The sequence below is a fragment of the Pseudomonas sp. PA1(2017) genome (assembly GCF_001945375.1).
In the GTDB taxonomy this organism is placed as follows: domain Bacteria; phylum Pseudomonadota; class Gammaproteobacteria; order Pseudomonadales; family Pseudomonadaceae; genus Aquipseudomonas.
Map to the genome: position 1 here is coordinate 87,026 of NZ_MSXU01000012.1, position 17,406 is coordinate 104,431.

The window sequence follows — 17,406 nt, forward strand, 5'->3', positions numbered from 1 at the left end:
GCTGGCCTAGGACAGGCAGGGCGCTGCGCCGGCACCTTGCACCCGCTGCAGGCGAGTGGTCTTCCAGCGAAAACCCACTACCAGGCCGGTTGCCGTTACCGCCAGGCCGGCGGCCAAGCCCCACCAGACGCCATGGGCGCCCCAGCCGAGCGGGAAGGCAAGCAGCCAAGCCAGCGGCGCGCCGATGCACCAATAGCCGGTCAGGCCGATCACCAGGGTCAGACGGCCGTCGTTGAGGCCGCGAATCGCGCCCATGGCGATGCTCTGCAGGCCATCGAACAGCTCGAACCATGCGGCGATCGCCAGCAGGCTCACCGCCAGGGTGACGATACTGGCGAACGCCGGATCGTGGCGGTCGAGGAACAGGCTGATGATCCACTCCGGCAGCAGCCAGAACGCCAGGGCGAACATCAGCATCAGCACGGCGCCCATGCCCATGCCCAGGTGGCCGGCCAGGCGCGACAGATGCAGGCGGCCCGCGCCGTAATGCATGCCGACGCGGAAGGTCACCGCGTAGGACAGGCCATGGGGCACGATGAACGCCAGGGCGACCGACTGCATGGCGATCTGGTGCGCCGCCAGTTGCACGCTGCCCAGCGCACCCATGCACAGCGTGGCGAAGGTGAACAGCCCCTGCTCGGCGGCGTAGGTGCCGCCAATCGGCAGGCCGAGGCGCAGCAGATCACGAATTTCGGCGCGTTGCGGGCGACCCAGCCCACCGCGCAACCGGTAGCGCTGGTAGGTCGGCGAGATCAGGATGTACAGCCCCAGTGCCAACGCCATGGCGCTGCTGACCAGCGCTGTGGTCAGGCCGATACCGCTCAGGCCCAGGTCCACGCCCAGCCAGCCCTTGATCAGCGCGTAGTTGATGACGAAGTTGGCAAGGGTGCCGACGATGCTGATGGTCATCACCGGGCCGGGATGGCCAATGGCGCTGGTGAAACCGCGCAGAGCCATGAAGCAGAGGTAGGCGGGCAGGCCCAGCGACAGCGGGCGTAGGAACGTCATGGCCTCGCTGGCTGCAGCCGGGTCCTGACCCAAGTGCGGCAACAGCGGGCCCAGGGCATTGAGGCACAACGCGCTGACGACGCCGAGCAGCATGGCCAGCCACAGGCCGTTGCGGATGAGGCGGGTCACGCCGTTCACATCGCCGGCACCATGGCGGATGGCGGCCAGGCTGCCGACCGCCGCGATCACGCCTGTGCAAAAGATCGAGAAGATGAAGTAACAGGTCGCGCCCAGCGCGCCGCCGGCCAACTGCCCCGGGCCGAGCATGGCCATCATCAGCGTGTCGGTGAAAATCATCAGCGCATGGGCCAGCTGCGCGGAGACCAGCGGGCCGGCCAGGCGCAGCAAGGCGCCAAGCTCGTGACCAAGGGGACTTTTCATGATGAGTAAAACTTCGGCTGGGTAAGCACTCCCGAGCTGTCGGGAGAAGGGCAATGCCAGCTATTCTCCGGTTTGCAGCACAAGTCCACAAAAGGAAAATAGCGATGCCAGGCATGATTAAAACTCATGGGTTAGTGCGGTGAGCCGGCACCTGCCACCGTTGTATGCCCTGCGCGCCTTCGAGGCCGCAGCGCGTCACCTGTCCTTTACCCGTGCCGCCGATGAGCTGGCGATTACCCAGAGCGCCGTCAGCCGGCACATCCGCACCCTTGAAGAACACTTCGCCTGCCGACTGTTCGAGCGCCGCGGCCGGGCGCTGCACCTGACCGAGCCGGCGAGCCTGTTACTGCCAGGCGTACGCGAGGGCTTCGAGTCCCTTGAGCGGGCCTGTGCGCATTTGCGTGTGGAGGAGGGCACCCTGCGCCTCAAGGCGCCCTCGACCCTGACCATGCGCTGGCTGCTGGCGCGGCTTTCGCTGTTTCGCGCCCGGCAGGCCGATCTCGAGGTGCAGCTTACCAGCGCCTGGATGGATCTCGACCGCGTGGACTTCCTGCATGAGCCCTTCGACTGCGCGGTGTTGCTCGGTGCCGGTAATTTCAGCAGTGAATGGCACAGCGTGCGGCTGTTCGAGGAATGGCTGATTCCGGTGTGCGCACCCGGCGCTCTGGGCGAACGGTCCTGGGACGTCGGCCGGCTGCAGCAGGCCGAGCTGGTGCACCCCACGCCTGACCGTCGCGACTGGCGCCGCTGGCTGCAGGCCATGGGCCTGACCGATCAGGTGTCACTCAAGGGCGGCCAGGTGTTCGACACCCTGGAACTGGGCATTGTCGCTGCCGCCCGGGGTTACGGCGTGTCGATCGGCGACTTGGCGATGGTCGCCGAGGATGTGCTGCTGGGCCGTCTGGCGCTGCCCTGGCCGACCGCCGTCTCCAGCGGCGAAAGCTATTACCTGGTGTGGCCCCGGTCGCGCCGCGGCCAGGAGCGTTTCGAGCGGTTGGCCGAGTTTCTGCTCGCGGAAGTCGCAGCCATGCAATTGCCCGAGGTCGAGCTGCGCCGCTAGAAATTCGTTGAAAACTTGCACCTACGAGGCGTTTTTCATCACGCCACGTAAAAAATGGGGTGATAGCGTCACGATGGCCATTGACGCACTAAAACTCTCAAGTATTCTCCGCGCTCGCCGACGTACAGGCTGATCATTATTTATTCAATTACTCCATACAGGGACGATGGAGCTCGGAGATGTTTCATGAACCAACCTCGTTCCCGTATCGCCTGGCAACTGGCGACGGCCCTCGCCGCCATGCTGGTGCTGCTGATCAGTGTGAGTACCGTATTCGCCCTGCGCTCGCTGAGCAGCGCCAACCTGGTGACGCGCGAAGAGCACCTGGGCAGCGAAGCACGCCTGCTGGCCGATCAGCTGAGTACCTTCCACGAAAGCCTGCGTGAAAGCACCCAGCGTCTGGCCGGCCTGTTCGAGCGCCGCTTCAGCAGCGGCCTGCGCGTCAGCCCGGACGAGCGAGTGACCGTCGGTGCCCTGCAGGCGCCGGCCCTGTACCTGGGCAGCACTCAACTGAACAACGATTTCAGCGAAGTCGATGAATTTCGCCGCCTGACTGCCGGTGTGGCGACCATCTTCGTGCGTGATGGCGAAGATTTCGTGCGCGTTACCACCTCGCTGACCAAGCAGGACGGCGGCCGGGCGATCGGCACCGTACTCGATCGCAAGCACCCGGCTTATGCACGCCTGCTGGCCGGCGAAAGCTATGTGGGCCGCGCGCTGCTGTTCGAGCGTTTTTACATGACCCAGTACACGCCGGTACGCGACAGCGCCGGGCGGGTCATCGCCGTGCTGTTCGTCGGCTTCGACTACACCGATGCGCAGAACGCCCAGTTCGCCAATCTGGAGCGCTTCCGTATCGGCAGCACCGGTTCCCTGGCCCTGCTCGACGACCAGAACAATTGGCTGGTGGCGCCCTATGGCGCGCAACGTCCCGAGCAACTGACCAGCAACATGACCAAGGTGCTCGGCACTCCGGGCAAGGGCGGTTTCTGGAGCGACGGCGCCCAGGAGTTCTACAGCGTCGCCGTGCCGTTCGCTGGCGGGCCGTGGACCGTGGTGGCGAGCATGCCGGAAGAAGAGATTCAGGCCGTAACCTGGCGCGTCGGCAGCCAGTTGGCGATCGGCAGCCTGGTGACCCTGGTGCTGGCCGTGCTGGCGGTGATCTGGCTGCTGCGTCGCAAGCTGCGCCCGCTCGGCGATCTGGTACGTCAGGCCCAGGCCCTGGGCGCCGGCGACCTGAGCGTGCGGCTGCAGGTCAGCAGCCACGACGAGATCGGCGAGCTGTCGCGCAGCTTCAACCAGATGAGCGAGGCGCTGTCGACCATGGTCGCGCGCATTCGCAGCGCCGCCGGCAACGTCAGCCAGCGCGCCGAGGCGCTGTCCGGCCTGTCCCGTGGTGCCTATGAAGGCATCGAGCAGCAGTCCGGCGAGATCAGCAGCATGGCTGGTGCGGTGGAAGAGTTCAGCGCCACTTCGCTGAACATCGCCGACAACATGCGCAGCACCGAGCGCATGGCCAGCGAGAACGCCAGCCAGACGCGCATCGGCCGCACCTCGATGGAAGAGGCGTCCAACGCGCTGGAGCAAATCTCCACCTCGCTGAACAGTGCGGCCAAGGTCATCGACAGCCTGGGGCAGCGTTCCCAGGAAATCGGCGGGATTCTCAGCGTCATCACCTCGATCGCCGACCAGACCAACCTGCTGGCGCTCAACGCGGCCATCGAAGCAGCACGTGCCGGAGAGCAGGGTCGCGGCTTCGCCGTGGTTGCCGATGAAGTCCGCAGCCTGGCCGGTCGCACCCGTGAGGCGACCACGGAGATCTCCAGCATGATCGGCAGCATCCAGGGTGAGACCAGCAGCGCGATCAGCACCATGGAGCAGGGCCGCCAGCTGATGCAGAACGGCCTGGAGCTCAACGCCAAGGTCGCAGCGGCGTTGACCCACATCGCCGAGCAGACCAGCGCCGCTGGCGAGCAGTTCGCCGCCATCACTACCGCTACCAGCGAGCAGAGCAGCACCGCCACGGTGCTGAGTAGCAACCTGCAGAGCATTGCCCTGGCCAACGGTGAGCAGCGTGAAGTGATCGCCAACCTGGCGCACACCTCCAAGGAGCTGGAAACCCTGGCCACCGACCTGCACCGCGAAGTCGAGCGCTTCCGCTAAGCCCGCCCTCTACGGCTTGCGCTGCCTACTGGCGCCAGCCGCCTTGCGAGCCCCGATTCCGGGGCTCGTCTACGCTTGAAGTCATCATCCTGAAAAGCCTCGGTGCCAAGCTGTCGCCCCGGTGTGGTGAGTGCTCGTGCAGCCCGCGGCTGTGCAGCATTTCGCCGCGATTCGTGTGGAATCCGAAACGCCTGGAAAATCAGTTTCCGTCACGGGCAATTTTTGATTGATCTGAACGAGTCATGGTCTTAAAGTCCGCGCCCGAACGTCCATGCTGGCAACGATCCATTCGGCTCAAGTACTGACGACGAGAGGTTGTCCGGCCTGTTTCAGGCCATGCAATTCTCGGCGACATGCCTTGGGAAGTAGGCGAACCAAAGTGGGGAAACTGATCAGACGTTCCTGGCCTGGCAGCAGGCTTTCCGGCCGATTGCAGAATTGGTCGCCCCCGACGTTGAACCTGTGCCCGGTTCAACTGCCCGAATCCTAGTGTTCATGGTTTAGCCATTTGGAGACCCGCATGTCGATCAAGGTCGAAGACTACTACCCACGCGAAACCTTCAACAAAATGAAGGCCTTCGCCGACCAGCAGGAAACCCCGTTCGTGGTGATCGACACCGCGATCATCAGCCAGGCCTACGACGACCTGCGCGCCGGTTTCGAATTCGCCAAGGTGTACTACGCCGTCAAGGCCAACCCGGCGATCGAGATCATCGAGCTGCTGCGCGACAAGGGCTCGAGCTTCGACATCGCCTCGATCTACGAGCTCGACAAGGTGCTGTCCGCCGGTGTCGGCCCGGAGCGCATCAGCTACGGCAACACCATCAAGAAAGCCCGCGACGTTCGCTACTTCTATGAAAAAGGCGTGCGCCTGTTCGCCACCGATTCCGAAGCCGACCTGCGCAACATCGCCAAGGCGGCGCCGGGCTCGAAGATCTACGTGCGCATCCTCACCGAGGGCTCGACCTCGGCCGACTGGCCACTGAGCCGCAAGTTCGGCTGCCAGCCGGACATGGCCCTGGATCTGCTGATCCTCGCCAAGCAACTGGGCCTGGTGCCCTACGGCATTTCCTTCCACGTCGGTTCGCAGCAGCGTGACATCGACGTATGGGATGCGGCCATCGCCAAGGTCAAGGTGATCTTCGAGCGTCTCAAGGAAGAAGACGGCATCGAGCTGCAGATGATCAACATGGGCGGCGGCTTCCCGGCCAACTACATCACCCGCACCAACAGCCTGGAAACCTACGCCGAGGAAATCATCCGTTTCCTCAAGGAAGACTTCGGCGACCAGCTGCCGGAAATCATCCTCGAGCCTGGCCGTTCGCTGATCGCCAACGCCGGCGTGCTGGTCAGTGAAGTGGTGCTGGTGGCGCGCAAGTCGCGCACCGCCGTCGAGCGCTGGGTGTACACCGACGTGGGCAAGTTCAGCGGCCTGATCGAAACCATGGACGAGTCCATCAAGTTCCCGATCTGGACCGAGAAGAAGGGCGAGATGGAAGAAGTGGTGATCGCAGGTCCCACCTGCGACAGCGCCGACATCATGTACGAGCACTACAAGTACGGCCTGCCCCTGAACCTGGCCAGCGGCGACCGCCTGTACTGGTTCTCCACCGGTGCTTACACCACCAGCTACAGCGCCGTGGAATTCAATGGCTTCCCGCCGCTGAAAGCCTTCTACCTGTAAGCCTGCTGCATCGCCAAGCGCCCGCATCCGTTGCGGGCGTTTTGCTTTCTGCGCCAGTCGGCATTGGTGCCTTGCCAGCGGGAAGTGGGCAGCGCGAGAATGCAGACACTTCTCCGAGGTATTTAAGGATCCCCGATGCCCGATCCCGTTGCAGCCGGCCTGCGCCTGGCGCCCGATGCACTCACCCGTCCCTTCTCGCCCACGCAGTTCGCCTTCACCACCACCGATGACCTGGAGCCCTTTCGCGGTGTACTCGGCCAGGAACGCGCCGTGCAGGCGCTGCAGTTCGGCGTGGCGATGCCGCGCCCCGGGTACAACGTGTTCGTCATGGGCGAGCCGGGCACCGGCCGCTTCTCGTTCGTCAAACGTTACCTGCAGGCCGAGGGCAAGCGCCTGGAGACGCCGCCGGATCGGGTCTACGTCAATCACTTCGACGAGCCCCGCGAGCCGCGAGCCGTGGAGCTGGCGCCCGGCACGGCGGGCGAGTTCATCGCCGACATCAACGCGCTGATCGACAACCTGCTGGCGACTTTCCCGGCGGTGTTCGAGCATCCGTCCTTCCAGCAGAAGAAGAGCGCCATCGACCGCGCCTTCAACAAGCGCTACGACCAGGCTCTGGATGTCATCGAGCGCCTGTCCCTGGAGCGCGGCATCGCCCTGTACCGCGACAGCACCAACATCGCCTTCACGCCGATGCTCGACGGCAAGGCGCTGGACGAGGCCGAGTTCGCCCAGCTGCCGGAAACCGACCGCGAGCGCTTCCACGCCGATATCGCCGCGCTGGAGGAGCGCCTCAACGAGGAGCTGGCCAGCCTGCCGCAGTGGAAGCGCGAGTCCAGCAACCAGTTGCGTCAGCTCAACGAGGAAACCATCACCGTCGCGCTGCAGCCGCTGTTGGCGCCGCTGTCGGAGAAGTACGCCGAGAACGCCGGTGTGTGTGCCTACCTGCAGGCCATGCAGGTGGATCTGCTGAAAAGCGTGATCGACCTGCTGATCGAGGTGGAAAAGCCCGACGCCCAGACCCGCAAGCTGCTCGAAGAGCTGTACTGCCCGAGCCTGATCGTCGGCCACCATGTCGATGGCGGCGCGCCGGTGGTGTTCGAGCCGCACCCGACCTACGACAACCTGTTCGGCCGCATCGAGTACAACACCGACCAGGGCGCGCTCTATACCAGTTATCGCCAACTGCGCCCCGGTGCGCTGCATCGCGCCAACGGCGGTTTCCTGATCCTCGAGGCGGAGAAATTCCTCAGCGAGCCGTTCGTCTGGGAGGCGCTCAAGCGCGCCCTGCAGTCGCGCAAGCTGAAGATGGAGTCGCCTCTGGCCGACCTGGGCCGCATCGCCACCGTGACCCTGAACCCGGAAACCGTGCCGCTGCAACTCAAGGTGGTGATCATCGGTTCGCGCCAGCTGTATTACGCGTTGCAGGACGCCGATCCGGACTTCCAGGAGATGTTCCGGGTGCTGGTCGACTTCGACGAAGACATCCCGCTGGCCGACGACAGTCTGGAGCAGTTCGCCCAACTGATGAAAACCCGCACCACCGAGGAAGGCATGGCACCGCTCACCGCTGCCGCGGTCGCGCGTCTGGCCACCTACAGTGCGCGCCTGGCCGAACACCAGGGGCGGCTGTCGGCACGCATCGGCGACCTGTTCCAGCTGGTCAGCGAGGCGGACTTCATCCGCAACCTGGCCGGCGAGGCGGTGACCGACGCCGATCACATCGAGCGTGCGCTCAAGGCCAAGGCCACTCGCACCGGGCGCGTCTCGGCGCGGATCATCGACGACATGCTCGCCGGCATCATCCTCATCGACACCGTCGGCGCGGCCATCGGCAAGTGCAACGGCCTGACCGTGCTGGAAGTGGGCGACTCGGCGTTCGGCGTGCCGGCGCGCATCTCCGCTACCGTTTATCCGGGCGGCTCGGGCATCGTCGACATCGAGCGCGAAGTCAACCTCGGCCAGCCGATCCACTCCAAGGGCGTGATGATCCTTACCGGTTTTCTCGGCAGCCGCTACGCCCAGGAATTCCCCCTGGAAATCTCGGCGAGCATTGCCCTGGAGCAATCCTACGGCTACGTCGATGGCGACAGCGCCTCGCTCGGCGAGGTCTGTACGCTGATCTCGGCGCTGTCGCGTACGCCGCTCAAGCAGTGCTTCGCCATCACCGGGTCGATCAATCAGTTCGGTGAGGTGCAGGCAGTCGGTGGCGTCAACGAGAAGATCGAAGGCTTCTTCCGCCTCTGCGAAGCCCGCGGGTTGACCGGCGAGCAGGGGGCGATCATCCCGCACTCCAACGTGTCCACCCTGATGCTCGACGAGCGTGTGCTGCAGGCCGTGCGCGCCGGGCAGTTCCATATCTATGCCGTGCGCCATGTGGATGAGGCGCTGAGCCTGCTGGTCGGTAAGGATGCCGGCACGCCAGACGACAAGGGCCACTTCCCCAAGGGCAGCGTGAACGCGCGCGTGGTCGAGCGCCTGCGCGAGATTGCCGAGATCGGCATGGGCGAGGAAGAAAAGCCCGAACAGGCCAAGGAAGCGCTCACCGCGGCGCTGCCGGAAAAGCCCAAGAAGCCGCGGGCGAAAAAGCCTGCGGCGGAATAGGGTGGTTGGCGAGCTGATCAATCGCTGATCGGCTCGCCTGCTACCCTTTGGCCGGCAGCATGCAGGTGCTTGCGCACCTGTCATGCACAAGGTTATCCACAGCTTCTGTGTATAAACCTGCCTTTGCCGGCAGGCGCTTCGGGTGTAGGCTGCAGGTCTGTCTCTGCGAGGATCGCCGCCATGTCGCGTAGCCTCTGCCTGACCCGTGATTGTCTCGGTGTGATCACGCGCATCGAATGCACGGTGCTGCCCCTGGCGGGGGAGCAAGGACTTTGGACGCTGATCTGCGTTGCCGGCCTGTCTGCCCGGCAACCCTCCACCGTCAAGGCGCAAGGCCCATTCCACGGGCCTCTGGTGGTCGAACAGCTGATCGACGACATCGCCGAAAGCCTGGCCGTCCAGGGTTACTGCACCTGCCACGAGCCCATGATCTGGCGCCTGCATGCCCAAGCGCAATTACGCCGTTTGAACAACGCGCGCAGCGCTTCTCGCGGCGTATCCCTGTCGCTGCCCGATAGTTGAGCGGGCCGTTTCGATGCGTTCGCGGCGCGACTCATCGGTCAGCCTGCGACGCCGGGCCGCAGATCTTATCCACAGTCGCCCAGCTACCGCATTCAGCCTGCTTTAGCGCTGTCGTCGGCGAACCCGCCTGCTTGCCTGCGGTCGGACGCTGGGTATACTCGCTCGCCTGTTCATTACCTGTGAGAGTCCATGGAACGCTTTATCGAGAACGCGATGTACGCATCGCGCTGGCTGCTGGCCCCCATCTATTTCGGTCTGTCGCTGGGCCTGCTGGCGCTGGCCCTGAAGTTCTTCCAGGAAATCTTCCACATCCTGCCCAATATTTTCTCCATGGCCGAGGCGGACCTGATCCTGGTGCTGCTGTCGTTGGTCGACATGGCGCTGGTCGGTGGCCTGCTGGTGATGGTGATGATGTCCGGTTACGAGAACTTCGTTTCGCAGCTGGATATCGACGACAACAAGGAAAAGCTCGCCTGGCTCGGCAAGATGGATTCCAGCTCGCTGAAGATGAAGGTAGCGGCTTCCATCGTGGCGATTTCCTCGATCCACCTGCTGCGGGTGTTCATGGATGCCCGTAACCATGATCCCGAGCACCTGAAGTGGTACGTGATCATCCACATGACCTTCGTGATCTCGGCTTTCGCCATGGGTTACCTGGACAAGCTGACCAAGCACTGATCCCGTTGCCTGCCCAACGCCCGGCCTTCCCTGAAAAGCGCCGGGCGTTTTGTTATCTGCGCGGCGACAATCGTATAGTGGTGCCTCTTGCCTGCGAGGACATGCCATGACCCTGCCCGAATTGCTGCGAGCGGCTCGCGATGGTGCGGTTAGCGAGCTCGAACTGATTTCCCTGGAAGGCGGCATCTACCTGTTGCAGATTCTCGGCGCCGAGCAGCGCGCCTACCTGCGCGACGACGCGGGGCGCAACCTGCACCTGCGCTCGGTGGAACATGCTCGCGACCTGCTCGAGGAGCTGCCGGACGTGCCGCTGTTTCTGGTGCATGCCTCGGCCTACGACGAGATGTGCGGCTTGCCGAGCGGCACCCGCGACGCCCTGCGTGTACCGGTCGGCCTGCGCAGCCGCTGGTAAGGCACGGGCGGCGACTGGAACCGTGATAGGCTAGCCGGCCTTTTTTCCTGCTAGCGGAGCGGCGACATGTCCGAACTCGATCTTTCCACTGACGAAGCACGCGTCAGCTACGGCATTGGCCGTCAACTGGGTGGCCAGCTGCGTGACAACCCGCCACCGGGCGTGAGCCTGGATTCCGTTCTGGCTGGCCTGGCCGATGCGTTCGCCGGCCAGCAGAGTCGCGTCAGCGAAGCCGAGCTGTCGGCCAGTTTCAAGGTCATCCGCGATGTCATGCAGGCCGAAGCCAAGGCCAAGGCCGACGCGGCTGCCGGTGCGGGCCTGGCCTTCCTGGCCGAGAACGCCAAGCGTGACGGCGTCACCGTGCTGGCTTCAGGCCTGCAGTACGAAGTGCTGACCGCGGGCGAGGGCGCCAAGCCATCGCGCGACGACAGTGTGCGTACTCACTACCACGGCACCTTGATCGACGGCAGCGTGTTCGACAGCTCCTACGAGCGCGGCCAGCCGGCCGAATTCCCGGTAGGTGGCGTGATCGCCGGTTGGACCGAGGCCCTGCAACTGATGGGTACCGGCAGCAAATGGCGCCTGTACGTGCCGAGCGAGCTGGCCTATGGCGCCCAGGGCGTTGGCAGCATCCCGCCGCACAGCGTGCTGGTGTTCGATGTCGAGCTGCTCGACATCCTGTAAGCACCTGCGAAGGCTGCTGCGCGTCGGCCCTGCGGCGTTAAAAATAGATGAGGAAAGCCGCTTGCGGCTAACGCGCTTCAGCGCGGCCCGAAGGGCGAGCGGAGCGAGTAATGCTCATGTACGAAAGTACAGTCGGTTGCGACCCCGACCGCTTCTTCGCCTATTTTTGCGGGGCCGCCTAGGCCTGGCAGGGCTCTAGCTCGCGAGCCTTCGGATAAGTGTCACGGGCGCAAGGCCCGGGCATAGCAATACAGGAACAGGCTGCGCACCAGTTCCTTGAGGATCAGCGGCTCGCTCGAGCTCAGTTCGTGCAGATCCAGGTCACCCTGCTTACGCAATTCATCCAGCGCCTCTTCTTCGAGTACGGCGCAGACCTCGCCGGTCTCGCGGTGCAGGATGCGCAGGTAGGGATGAGGGCGGTCCAGCCAGGCGTCTATTAGATAAGTCATGCTCGCATCTCCCTGAATGATTGGTAGATATGAGAATAGTTCTTATTACGCTAATAGCAAGTGTTAATCGCGCCTTTCGTCGAACGGTTGCCGTTACGCCTGGTTTGGAAGATGACGAGCATGAAAAAGCCCGTCGCAGGGACGGGCTTCGGGTCATGCGGTTTCCGCTGAATCAGTGCGTGCGCGCCACGGCGAAGTGGCTCAGCTCGACCAGGGCGTCGCGGTAGGCGCTGGCAGGCAGCACCTCCAGGCAGGCAATGGCGCGTTCAGCGTATTCGCGTGCCAGGTTGGCGGTGTAATCCAGGGCGCCTGCGGCCTGCACGGCTTCGCGGATGCTTTCCAGGTCTTCCAGGCCACCTTTCTGAATTGCCTTGCGTACCAGAGCGGCTTGCTCGGCGCTGCCTTCACGCATGGTGTAGATCAGCGGCAGGGTCGGCTTGCCCTCGGCCAGGTCGTCGCCGACGTTCTTGCCCAGCGTGGCGGCATCACCCTTGTAGTCGAGCAGGTCATCGACCAGTTGGAAGGCAACACCAAGATGGTCACCGAACAGGCGCAGCGCCTCGTTCTGCTCGGAGCTCGCTTCGGCCAGGGCGGCGGCGCTCTGTGTCGACGCCTCGAAGAGCATGGCGGTCTTGCCGCGGATGACTTCCATGTAAGTTTCTTCCGTGGTGCTGGCGTCGCGGATCTTCGACAGCTGCAGCACCTCGCCCTCGGCAATCACCCGGGTGGCCTTGGAAAGGATCTTCATTACCGGCATCGAACCGAGCTCGACCATCATCTCGAACGAGCGCGAATAGAGGAAGTCGCCGACCAGCACGCTGGGCGCGTTGCCCCACTGTGCGTTGGCGGTGCTGCGGCCACGGCGCATGTCGGACATGTCGACCACGTCGTCGTGTAGCAGGGTGGCGGTGTGCAGGAATTCGATGGTGGCGGCCAGCAGGCGCAGACGCTCGTCGTTCAGGCCCAGGGCCTTGCCACTGAGCAGCACCAGCAATGGGCGCAGGCGCTTGCCGCCAGCGGAGATGATGTAGTCGCCGATCTTCTCGACCAGCGGGACGCGGGATACCACTTGCTGACGGATAATGCCGTCAACAGCGGCGAAATCATCCGCTACCACACTGTAGAAAGTCTGGGGTTGCATCAGCGACATAAGCTCCTTGGACCGGCACTATCGGCTTTAATAGGCCATAGTTTGCGCGGCATGCTAGGGGGCAGGGTGGGGGCTGTCAAGGCGATGGCAGGCGGCGCTTGCGCTGTCCCGGTGGCTTGCGTACAATCGCGCACCCTGAACTTCCCCCTGGGTATTTCCCTGCCTTACGCAATTGCAAGGGTGTCCATCCGGCCCCGAGCAGCCATGCCAGCCGACACTATTCCTATAAAGCGCTGGGTGAGCAGGATCAACGGAGATTTACCATGTACGCAGTAATTGTTACTGGTGGCAAGCAATACAAAGTCACCGAAGGCGAATTCCTCAAGGTCGAGAAACTGGAGCTGGCCGCTGGCGAAGCACTGACTTTCGACCGCGTGTTGCTGGTTGGCAACGGTGATGACGTCACCATCGGCGCTCCTGTCGTCGAAGGCGCCAAGGTATCGGCTGAAGTCGTTTCGCAAGGTCGTCACGATAAAGTCACCATCATCAAGTTCCGTCGTCGTAAGCACCACATGAAGCGTCAGGGCCACCGTCAGTGGTTCACTGAGATCAAAATCACCGGTATTCAGGCCTGATTCATTTCGCTTGAACCCTTTATAGGAGTATTGAACTCATGGCACACAAAAAAGCTGGCGGTAGTACCCGCAACGGTCGCGACTCAGAAGCCAAACGCCTTGGCGTGAAGATGTATGGCGGCCAGAAAATCGTTCCTGGCAACATCATCGTGCGTCAGCGCGGCACCCAGTTCCACGCTGGTTACGGCGTTGGCATGGGCAAGGATCACACCCTGTTCGCCAAGATCGAAGGCGTGATCAAGTTTGAAGTAAAAGGTGCCTTCGGTCGCCGTTACGTAAGCGTCGTCGCGGCCTAATCGCGAAGTTGCTGGAAAAGCCCCGTCCTGCGACGGGGCTTTTTTGTTTCTGTATCCTGTTGCGCTCGGCTTCGTCCGATTCGGGCGCCGCGCGCGCATCGTGTGGGTTCTTGCCAAACTGTCCTGGGTTGACGCGGGTGGTTTCAGGGCAATTTCGCAAGCACCCGGTGTTTCCTGTTTCAGTGACCCGCGATTATGGCGGGAGGTGTACCCATGAAATTCGTCGATGAAGTATCGATTTCTGTAAAGGCCGGCGATGGTGGCAATGGCATGATGAGCTTCCGTCGCGAGAAGTTCATCGAGAACGGCGGCCCCAACGGTGGTGATGGTGGTGACGGTGGCTCGATCTACATCGAGGCCATGGCCAACCTCAATACCCTGGTGGATTACCGCTATACCCGCCGTTTCCAGGCGCCCAATGGTGAAAAGGGTGGCAGCACCGACTGCACCGGTGCCAAGGGCGAAGACCTGATCCTGCCGGTGCCGATCGGCACCACGGTCATCGATGCCGGTACTCAGGAAGTGATCGGCGACCTGACCAAGGCCGGGCAGCGCCTGATGGTGGCCCAGGGGGGCTGGCATGGCCTGGGCAATACCCGTTTCAAGTCCAGCACCAACCGTGCTCCGCGCCAGACCACGCCTGGCAAGCCGGGTGAGGCGCGTGACCTCAAGCTGGAATTGAAGGTATTGGCGGACGTCGGTCTGCTCGGTTTGCCGAACGCGGGCAAGAGCACCTTCATTCGCTCGGTGTCGGCGGCCAAGCCGAAGGTCGCCGATTACCCGTTCACCACGCTGGTGCCGAACCTGGGGGTGGTCAGTGTCGATCGCTACAAGAGTTTCGTGGTCGCCGACATTCCCGGTTTGATCGAGGGTGCCTCCGAGGGTGCCGGGCTGGGTATTCGCTTCCTCAAGCACCTGGCGCGTACGCGTTTGCTGCTGCACCTCGTCGACATGGCGCCTCTGGATCTGACCGATCCGGCCGAGGCCGCGGCCACCATCGTCGCCGAGTTGACCAAGTTCAGTCCGGCGCTGGCCGATCGTGAGCGCTGGCTGGTGCTCAACAAGGCCGACCAGATCCTCGATGAGGAGAAGGAGCAGCGCGTTGCCGAGATCGTCGCTCGCCTCGAGTGGGAAGGCCCTGTCTACGTAGTCTCCGCCCTGGCGCGCGAAGGCACCGAGCAGCTGTGCTACGACATCATGGATTTTCTCGAAGCGCGCGCCGAGCGCATCCAGGAGAATCCCGAGTACGCCGCCGAGCTTGCCGAGCTCGACCAGCGCATCGAAGATGAAGCGCGTGCTCAGTTGCAGGCGCTGGACGACAAGCGTGCGCTGCGCCGCTCCGGTGTGCGGGCCGTGGGCGACGTCGACGAGGACGACAGCTTCTGGGACGAGGAAGACGAAGAGGATGGCCCGGAGATCATTTACGTCCGGGATTGATAGGACGACAGACGCCGCTTTTTAGCGGCGTTTTTGTAGGTTTTGGCCGTTGCTACCGGTGATGGCTTGCGAAAATGTGCTTCTGGCTGGGGTTGGAAAACATGCGTGACAAGGTAAGTGGTGCGCAGCGCTGGGTAGTGAAGATCGGCAGTGCCTTGCTGACCGCCGATGGCAAGGGGCTGGATCGCGGCGCCATGGCGGTGTGGGTCGGGCAGATGGTGGCGCTGCGAGCGCAGGGCGTGGAGCTGGTGCTGGTATCGTCCGGCGCGGTGGCAGCGGGGATGAGCCGTCTTGGCTGGACGGCACGCCCGAGCGCCATCCACGAGCTGCAGGCTGCCGCGGCGATCGGCCAGATGGGCCTGGTGCAGGCCTGGGAGTCGAGCTTCGGCGAGCATGGTCGACGCACTGCGCAGATCCTGCTGACCCACGATGACCTGTCCGACCGCAAGCGCTACCTCAATGCGCGCAGCACCCTGCGCACCCTGGTCGAGCTCGACGTGGTGCCGGTGATCAACGAGAACGACACAGTGGTGACCGACGGTATCCGTTTCGGTGACAACGACACCCTGGCCGCGCTGGTGGCTAATCTGGTCGAGGCCGATCTGCTGGTGATTCTCACCGATCGTGACGGCATGTTCGATGCCGACCCGCGCAACAATCCCGATGCTCAGTTGATTCATGAAGCACGCGCTGACGACCCGGCCCTGGATGCGGTGGCGGGTGGCGTGGGCGGCGCCCTGGGTCGCGGTGGTATGCAGACCAAGCTGCGCGCGGCGCGCCTGGCGGCCCGCTCTGGCGCGCACACGGTGATCGTCGGCGGCGCCATCGATCAGGTTCTGGCGCGCCTCAAGGCGGGTGAACTGCTCGGCACCCTGCTGGTGCCCGAGCGCGGCATGCTGGCGGCGCGCAAGCAATGGCTGGCCGGCCACCTGCAGACCCGCGGCACTCTGGTGCTGGACGATGGTGCGGTCAAGGCGTTGGTCTCCGACCGCAAGAGCCTGCTACCGGTCGGCGTCAAGGCCGTGCAGGGCAGCTTCCGTCGCGGCGAAATGGTGGTCTGCGTGGCGCCGGATGGTCGGGAAGTGGCCCGGGGTCTGGTCAACTACAGTGCTCTGGAGGCACAGAAGATCATCGGTCGCCCGTCGGACGAGATCGAGCGCCTGCTCGGCTACGTCGATGAGCCGGAACTGGTGCACCGCGATAATCTGATTCTGGTCTAGTGAGCCCTTTGGGAGGTGGCGATGCGTAAGCTTCTGCTGGTTGCTGCGGCGTTGATGGCCGTGCCGATGGGTGCCCTGGCCGAGGAAATCGGTCAGGTCTCCACGGTATTCAAGTGGCTGGGGCCGAACGACAAGATCGTCGTTGAGGCCTTTGACGATCCCAAGGTGGCAGGCGTGACCTGCTACCTGTCGCGGGCCAAGACCGGTGGCGTGAAGGGCGGCCTCGGCCTGGCCGAAGATCGCGCCGAAGCCTCGATCGCCTGCCGCCAGGTCGGGCCGATCAGCTTTGCCGGTGACCTGAAGGATGGCGAGGAGGTGTTCCGTGAGCGCACCTCGCTGGTGTTCAAGACCATGCAGGTCGTGCGTTTCTTCGATCAGAAGCGCAACACCCTGGTTTATCTCGTCTACAGCGACCGCATCATCGAGGGCAGCCCGCAGAATGCGGTGACGGCAATCCCGATCCTGCCCTGGCCGCAGGGTAACTGAGTCGCTGGCCGCTAGGTTCGTCAGTAGGGTCGCTTCGCTGTGCCTGGGCAATTCGGAACGCGTTTTTGTTGGCGGCTCCGTTGGTTTGATATTGCCTCTGCTGCCTCTGTGCGGCCTTGCTGTTGCTCTTGAGGCTGGCACAGGTGCGGATTGTCAGCTGGGGGGCTCAGTGCTCGCGTGGAGAAGGGCATGGAGCAAAGGGTGGCGCTTTTCTCTGAGCAATAAAAAACCGGCCCTGAGGCCGGTTTTTCATGGAGCGGTACGCTTAGGCAGCAGCTTGGCTGAGTGCCTTGACGTGGCCGTTCAGGCGGCTCTTGTGACGAGCGGCCTTGTTCTTGTGGATGATGCCCTTGTCGGCCATACGGTCGATAACAGGCACGGCCAGGGTGTAAGCAGCTTGTGCTTTCTCGTGGTCTTTGGCGTCGATAGCCTTGACTACGTTCTTGATGTAGGTACGAACCATGGAGCGCAGGCTGGCGTTATGGCTACGACGCTTCTCAGCCTGTTTTGCGCGTTTTTTGGCAGAAGGTGTATTGGCCACCGTCAAGCTCCTCGAAAACTATGGGGTTACTGACAAATAAGGCCGCGAATCATGAA

Annotated in this window: 17 protein-coding genes and 1 pseudogene; 14 read left to right on the plus strand and 4 right to left on the minus strand. The window is 63.4% G+C overall.

Annotated features, from left to right (window positions below):
- Nucleotides 1-6: 6 nt before the first annotated feature.
- Nucleotides 7-1,389 carry a NorM family multidrug efflux MATE transporter gene (locus BVH01_RS17685; protein WP_075931566.1) on the minus strand — a complete coding sequence of 461 codons (1,383 nt, stop codon included), beginning with the start codon at nucleotides 1,387-1,389 and terminating at the stop codon, nucleotides 7-9.
- Nucleotides 1,390-1,528: 139 nt separating this feature from the next.
- Between BVH01_RS17685 and BVH01_RS17690 the strand changes: the two genes are divergently transcribed.
- From BVH01_RS17690 to BVH01_RS17725, 9 genes and pseudogenes are all read left to right on the plus strand, one after another.
- Nucleotides 1,529-2,449, plus strand: coding sequence for a LysR substrate-binding domain-containing protein (locus BVH01_RS17690; protein WP_075931567.1), 921 nt, complete (start codon nucleotides 1,529-1,531; stop codon nucleotides 2,447-2,449).
- Nucleotides 2,450-2,689: 240 nt separating this feature from the next.
- A pseudogene (locus tag BVH01_RS25270) lies at nucleotides 2,690-3,757 on the plus strand (Cache 3/Cache 2 fusion domain-containing protein); the annotation flags it as partial.
- A gap of 132 nt (nucleotides 3,758-3,889) precedes the next feature.
- Nucleotides 3,890-4,612 (plus strand): methyl-accepting chemotaxis protein, encoded by a 723-nt coding sequence (locus BVH01_RS25275; RefSeq protein WP_371915610.1) that lies wholly within the window; start codon nucleotides 3,890-3,892, stop codon nucleotides 4,610-4,612.
- Between the two features lie 520 nt (nucleotides 4,613-5,132).
- Nucleotides 5,133-6,296 (plus strand): type III PLP-dependent enzyme, encoded by a 1,164-nt coding sequence (locus tag BVH01_RS17700; protein ID WP_075931569.1) that lies wholly within the window; start codon nucleotides 5,133-5,135, stop codon nucleotides 6,294-6,296.
- 135 nt (nucleotides 6,297-6,431) lie between these two features.
- Complete coding sequence (locus tag BVH01_RS17705) at nucleotides 6,432-8,900, plus strand: Lon protease family protein (protein ID WP_075931570.1); 2,469 nt, start codon at nucleotides 6,432-6,434, stop codon at nucleotides 8,898-8,900.
- Nucleotides 8,901-9,080: 180 nt separating this feature from the next.
- Nucleotides 9,081-9,422: a hypothetical protein gene (locus tag BVH01_RS17710; protein ID WP_075931571.1), complete on the plus strand. Its 342-nt coding sequence runs from the start codon at nucleotides 9,081-9,083 to the stop codon at nucleotides 9,420-9,422.
- A 189-nt stretch (nucleotides 9,423-9,611) separates the two neighbouring features.
- Nucleotides 9,612-10,100 carry a TIGR00645 family protein gene (locus BVH01_RS17715; protein WP_075931572.1) on the plus strand — a complete coding sequence of 163 codons (489 nt, stop codon included), beginning with the start codon at nucleotides 9,612-9,614 and terminating at the stop codon, nucleotides 10,098-10,100.
- A 106-nt stretch (nucleotides 10,101-10,206) separates the two neighbouring features.
- Nucleotides 10,207-10,512: a DUF6482 family protein gene (locus BVH01_RS17720; protein WP_075931573.1), complete on the plus strand. Its 306-nt coding sequence runs from the start codon at nucleotides 10,207-10,209 to the stop codon at nucleotides 10,510-10,512.
- Nucleotides 10,513-10,578: 66 nt separating this feature from the next.
- A complete protein-coding gene (locus tag BVH01_RS17725; RefSeq protein ID WP_075931574.1) occupies nucleotides 10,579-11,196 on the plus strand; it encodes an FKBP-type peptidyl-prolyl cis-trans isomerase in 618 nt (205 codons plus the stop codon).
- A 221-nt stretch (nucleotides 11,197-11,417) separates the two neighbouring features.
- Here BVH01_RS17725 and BVH01_RS17730 read toward each other — a convergent pair whose 3' ends face one another.
- Nucleotides 11,418-11,645: a hypothetical protein gene (locus BVH01_RS17730; RefSeq protein WP_070887188.1), complete on the minus strand. Its 228-nt coding sequence runs from the start codon at nucleotides 11,643-11,645 to the stop codon at nucleotides 11,418-11,420.
- 172 nt (nucleotides 11,646-11,817) lie between these two features.
- The gene (locus tag BVH01_RS17735; protein ID WP_075931681.1) at nucleotides 11,818-12,786 is read right to left on the minus strand and encodes a polyprenyl synthetase family protein; all 969 of its coding nucleotides are present in this window, start codon (nucleotides 12,784-12,786) and stop codon (nucleotides 11,818-11,820) included.
- Nucleotides 12,787-13,058: 272 nt separating this feature from the next.
- Between BVH01_RS17735 and rplU the strand changes: the two genes are divergently transcribed.
- From rplU to BVH01_RS17760, 5 genes are all read left to right on the plus strand, one after another.
- Entirely contained in the window at nucleotides 13,059-13,370 is a 312-nt protein-coding gene (rplU, locus tag BVH01_RS17740; protein WP_013789840.1) for a 50S ribosomal protein L21, read from the plus strand.
- 38 nt (nucleotides 13,371-13,408) lie between these two features.
- On the plus strand, nucleotides 13,409-13,666 hold the full coding sequence (gene rpmA / locus BVH01_RS17745) for a 50S ribosomal protein L27 (RefSeq protein ID WP_013789841.1): 258 nt from the start codon (nucleotides 13,409-13,411) through the stop codon (nucleotides 13,664-13,666).
- A gap of 213 nt (nucleotides 13,667-13,879) precedes the next feature.
- On the plus strand, nucleotides 13,880-15,103 hold the full coding sequence (gene cgtA, locus BVH01_RS17750) for an Obg family GTPase CgtA (protein ID WP_075931575.1): 1,224 nt from the start codon (nucleotides 13,880-13,882) through the stop codon (nucleotides 15,101-15,103).
- Nucleotides 15,104-15,204: 101 nt separating this feature from the next.
- Nucleotides 15,205-16,323 carry a glutamate 5-kinase gene (gene proB, locus BVH01_RS17755; RefSeq protein ID WP_075931682.1) on the plus strand — a complete coding sequence of 373 codons (1,119 nt, stop codon included), beginning with the start codon at nucleotides 15,205-15,207 and terminating at the stop codon, nucleotides 16,321-16,323.
- 21 nt (nucleotides 16,324-16,344) lie between these two features.
- Nucleotides 16,345-16,809, plus strand: coding sequence for a CreA family protein (locus tag BVH01_RS17760; RefSeq protein WP_075931576.1), 465 nt, complete (start codon nucleotides 16,345-16,347; stop codon nucleotides 16,807-16,809).
- Nucleotides 16,810-17,074: 265 nt separating this feature from the next.
- Here BVH01_RS17760 and rpsT read toward each other — a convergent pair whose 3' ends face one another.
- Nucleotides 17,075-17,350, minus strand: coding sequence for a 30S ribosomal protein S20 (gene rpsT / locus BVH01_RS17765; protein ID WP_075931577.1), 276 nt, complete (start codon nucleotides 17,348-17,350; stop codon nucleotides 17,075-17,077).
- Between the last annotated feature and the right edge of the window lie 56 nt (nucleotides 17,351-17,406).